This is a genomic window from Inquilinus limosus MP06, assembly GCF_000767795.1.
Lineage (GTDB): Bacteria > Pseudomonadota > Alphaproteobacteria > DSM-16000 > Inquilinaceae > Inquilinus > Inquilinus limosus_E.
The window spans coordinates 1-4178 of record NZ_JANX01000548.1 but is presented as its reverse complement, the minus strand read 5'-3'; the positions used below and the strand labels follow the sequence as shown (position 1 = coordinate 4178).

Below are 4178 nucleotides of genomic sequence, written 5' to 3'. Positions count from 1 at the left end.
GGTCGGCGTCGATTCGCTGCTGCCCGGCCGACTGCGCGGCGGGGAGCCATCCGAAGTCCGGCTGCGCATGTGCGCCCGCGCCGCCACCGCCGAGGCCGCTGCCGACGCCGCGCGCGAGGTGGAGAGCCTGTACACCAACGGCCCGGCCGCCGGGGGCGGCGTGCGCAGCGCGCTCCGGCCCGTGGTCGGCATCGTCTCGACCCTGATCGACCGGCGGGCCGTCAGCTCCGCGGTCGAGATCCTGGAGGCATGATGGCCCGCCTCGGCCAGCTCGCCCATGCCCGCGCCGGCGACAAGGGCGACACCACCACGCTGAGCGTGATCGCCCGCGACCCGGCCGATTACGACCGGCTGCGCCGCGCGGTGACGGCCGAGCGGGTGGAGACGCATCTGTGCGGCGACCTCGCCGGCCGCTTCACCCGCTTCGAGCTGCCCGGCCTGGCGGCGCTGCATTTCGTCGGAAGCGGCGTGCTGGGCAGCGGCGTCACCACCTCGCTGGCGCTGGACAGCCACGGCAAGTCGCTGTCCTCGGCCCTGCTCGACCTGGAGCTGCCGGACGAGAGCTGAGCCGGCGCCGTCGGCCCGAACAACACGACAATGGGGGAACGCATGAGGGGTCGCATCATCCGCGCCGCGGCGCTGTCGGTCCTTGCCCTTGGCCTGCCGGGCCCGGCCCAGGCCCGCCTGACCACCCTGACGGTGGAGCGGCAGGAGGCGGCGGCCCCGGCGAAGCCCGGCGCCCCGGCCTATCAGGTCCTGCACGGCACCTTCCGGGGCGAGCTGGATCCCGCCGACCCGGCCAACGCCATCATCACCGACCTGCGCCAGGCGCCGCGCAACGGCCGCGGCCGGGTCGAGTATTCCGCCACCTTCGCCATCGCCTTGCCGGCCGACCCGAAGCAGGCCAGCGGCGTGCTGGTCTACGACGTGCCCAACCGCGGCAATGGCGGCGTCAGGGCCGATCCCGACGGCCATATCCGCGTGGTCAGCGGCTGGCAGGGCGACATTCCGGCCACGGACGGGCTGCAGACGGCGGAGGTGCCGGTGGCGAGCAGCCCGACCGGCCCGGCCTTCGCCCGCTTCATGAACATGGCGCCGGGGACGAGGAGCCTGCCGATCCTGGTCGGCTTCTCCCGCACCGGGCCCGGGCCGGTGCCGGCGACCTTGGACACCCGCCGGGCGCGGCTGTTCCGCCAGTCCGCCGACGACCGGCCGGCGATCCCCGTCCCGCCGCGCGACTGGGCCTTCGGCAACTGCACCGACAGCGCCTTCCCCGGCACCCCCGATCCCGGCTGGATCTGCCTGCGCGGCGGCTTCGACCCGCGCTTCGCCTACGGCCTGGCCTATACCGGCAAGGCGCCGAAGGTGCTGGGCATCGGCTTCGCCGCCACCCGCGACCTCAACGCCTTCCTGCGCCATGCCGCGGCGGACGATGCCGGCACCGCCAACCCGGCGGCCGGGCTGGTGCGCTGGACCGTGGCCACCGGCACCTCGCAATCCGGCAACTTCCTGAAGAGCTTCCTCAATCTCGGCTTCAACGCCGACGAGCAGGGCCGGATCGTGTTCGACGGGCTGAACCCGAACATCGCCGCCCGCCAGCTGCCGATGAACATCCGCTTCGGCGTGCCTGGCGGCGCCGCCACGCTGTATGAGCTGGGCAGCGAGGGCACGCTGTGGTGGACGCACTACGACGACCGCGCCCGCCGGCGCGGCACCTCGAGCCTGCTGGACCGCTGCGAGGCCACCGGCACCTGCCCGAAGATCATGGAGACCTTCGGCGCGGCGGAGCTGTGGGGCCTGCGCATGTCGCCCGGCCTGGTCGGCACCGATGCGCGGCGGGACCTGCCGCTGCCGGCGAATATCCGGCGCTACTACTTCCCCGGCGTGACCCATGGCGGGTCGGCCATCGGCGGCTTCTCCACCACCGGCGAGGCCCTGCCCGCCTGCGTCCTGCCGGGCAACCCCAACCCGTCGTCGATGACCCTGCGGGCGCTGCAGGCGGCGCTGGTCGACTGGGTCAGGTCGGGGAAGGCGCCGCCGGCCAGCCGCTATCCGACGCTGGCGGCGGGCGACCTGGTCGACCCGGCTTCGCGGGCGATGGGCTGGCCCGCGATCCCCGGCACGCCACGGCCGGACGGGACGCTCAACGTCTTCCTCGACTACGATGTCGGCCGCGGCTTCGACTATCCGGACCTGAGCGGCGTGCCCGACGTCCTGCCGCCGCGGATCCGCCAGGCGCTGCCGTCGAAGGTCGTGCGCGTCGACGCCGACGGCAACGAGGTGGCGGGCGTGCCCTCGGTCCAGGCGCTGGTGCCGCTGGGCACCTATACCGGTTGGAACGTGCTGGCCCGGGGTTACGGCGCCGGCGGCGGCTGCTCCTTCCTCGGCGGCTTCATCCCCTTCGCCCGGACGAAAGCGGAGCGCATCGCCGCGCACGATCCGCGGCCGTCGCTGCAGGAACGCTACCGCGACCATGCCGGCTTCGTGGCGCGGGTGAAGGCGGCGGCCGCCCGCCAGGTCGCCGCCGGCTGGCTGCTGCCCGACGACGCCGCGACCCTGGCCGCCCAGGCGGAGGCCAGCGCGGTGCTGAAGGACTGAGGCGGCGGCGATCTTCCGCTCATCGTCATCGCGAGGAGCGAAGCGACGTGGCGATCCATGGCTCGAACTCTGGATTGCCACGCCCCTTCGGGGCTCGCAATGACGGGTGAACCCTTTCTGTCCTGCGCATGACTTCGCGCCCGGCGGCGACTCGTCGCCCTGGATATCCGGGGGCCTGTGCCCTACTTGGAACACAGACCCCGTGTATCCGGACGACCATGACGATCCTACGCACCCTCGCCGCGGCCCTGGCCGCGCTGCTCCTCGCCGCCGGGCCGGCCGCCGCCGTGCAGCCGGCCCAGCTGACCGCCCAGGACCGCCAGGACCTGGCGCGGGTCGAGCAGTATCTGGGCAGCCTGACCACGGTGCAGGCGGACTTCGTCCAGACCACCAACAACACCGACCTGTACCGCGGCCATTTCTACCTGAAGCGGCCGGGCAAGATGCGGCTCGAATACGAGCCGCCGATCTCCTACATGTACATCGCCGACGGCACCTGGCTGACCTATTACGACGCCGATCTGCGGCAGCGGAAGGACGTGCCGCTGGGGTCGACCATCGCCGACTTCATCACCCGCGCCAACGTCAAGCTGTCGGGCGACGTCACGGTGACCAAGGTCAGCCACGGCAACAACCTGCTGAGCGTGCAGCTGGTGCAGACCGACAAGCCGAATGACGGCGCCCTGACCCTGAACTTCACCGCCAATCCGATCATCCTGCAGAGCTGGGTGTCGGTGGACCAGCAGGGCAACGTCACCCAGGTCGACCTGACCGGCATCCAGCCCGGCGTGCAGCTGGACAACAAGCTGTTCATCGTGCCGCGCCGGGGCAGCAACCGCTGAATGGCGGCCGGGCCGGTGCTGGAGTGGCGCGGCGCCTTCGGCAATGACGAGCTGAACGCCCTGCATGCCGAATGCTTCGGGCACCCGGTGCTGGGCGACGACTGGTGGGGCCAGCTCAACCGCTTCAGCCTGGGCTGGGTGTGCCTGCGCCTGGACGGCCGGCTGGCCGGCTTCGTCAATGTCGCCTGGGACGGCGGCGTCCACGCCTTCCTGCTGGACACGGCGGTGACGCCGTCGCTCCAGCGGCAGGGCCACGCGACGCGGCTGGTGCGGGAGGCCGTGGCCCGGGCCCGCGCCGCCGGCTGCGAATGGCTGCATGTCGATTTCGACCCGGAGCTGCGCGGCTTCTATCTCGACGCCTGCGGCTTCCGGCCGACCGAGGCCGGGCTGGTCCAGCTGCGATAACAGCCGGCCCGCGCCCGCTCACCCGGTGTCGGGGGCGGGGACGAGGGCACGGGCGAGATAGCCGTCGGCGTCGTTCCAGATGTCGAAGGCGAGCGAGCGGCAGAGGCGGATCATGGCCCCGCCGATGCTCTGGGTGTCGAGCAGCGCGTCGACATCGGGCTCCTGCAGCCGGACCGCCAGCCCGGCCTTCAGCGGCGCGACCCGGGCGGGTTCGGCGAGGTCGTCGATGGCCCGCTCGATCATGGCGGCGACCGCGGCGCGGCGGCGGGAGCGTTCGGCCCGGATCTCCTCCGGGCTGCCCTCCGGCCGGTCCGGGCGCGGCCCGTTGCCGTG

General features: G+C 72.9%; 6 protein-coding genes. 5 read left to right on the top strand and 1 reads right to left on the bottom strand.

The genetic code is table 11. From position 1 onward, the window contains the following. The 5 genes from P409_RS39360 to P409_RS28050 form a co-directional block, all read left to right on the top strand. Window positions 1–253 (top strand): acyclic terpene utilization AtuA family protein (locus tag P409_RS39360; protein ID WP_034846174.1); only part of this gene is annotated, 253 nt, incomplete at its 5' end. Next, window positions 253–567: an AtuA-related protein gene (locus tag P409_RS28065; RefSeq protein ID WP_034846172.1), complete on the top strand. Its 315-nt coding sequence runs from the start codon at window positions 253–255 to the stop codon at window positions 565–567. The genes P409_RS39360 and P409_RS28065, both read left to right, overlap by 1 nt. Before the next feature lie 42 nt (window positions 568–609). Further along, on the top strand, window positions 610–2598 hold the full coding sequence (locus P409_RS39355) for an alpha/beta hydrolase domain-containing protein (RefSeq protein ID WP_034846170.1): 1989 nt from the start codon (window positions 610–612) through the stop codon (window positions 2596–2598). Between the two features lie 218 nt (window positions 2599–2816). Further along, entirely contained in the window at window positions 2817–3440 is a 624-nt protein-coding gene (locus tag P409_RS28055; RefSeq protein ID WP_034846169.1) for a LolA family protein, read from the top strand. After that, window positions 3441–3845, top strand: coding sequence for a GNAT family N-acetyltransferase (locus tag P409_RS28050; protein WP_034846167.1), 405 nt, complete (start codon window positions 3441–3443; stop codon window positions 3843–3845). An 18-nt stretch (window positions 3846–3863) separates the two neighbouring features. Here the strand turns inward: P409_RS28050 and P409_RS39350 are convergent. Then, window positions 3864–4178: hypothetical protein (locus tag P409_RS39350; RefSeq protein ID WP_034846165.1), on the bottom strand; the 315-nt coding region annotated here is incomplete at its 5' end.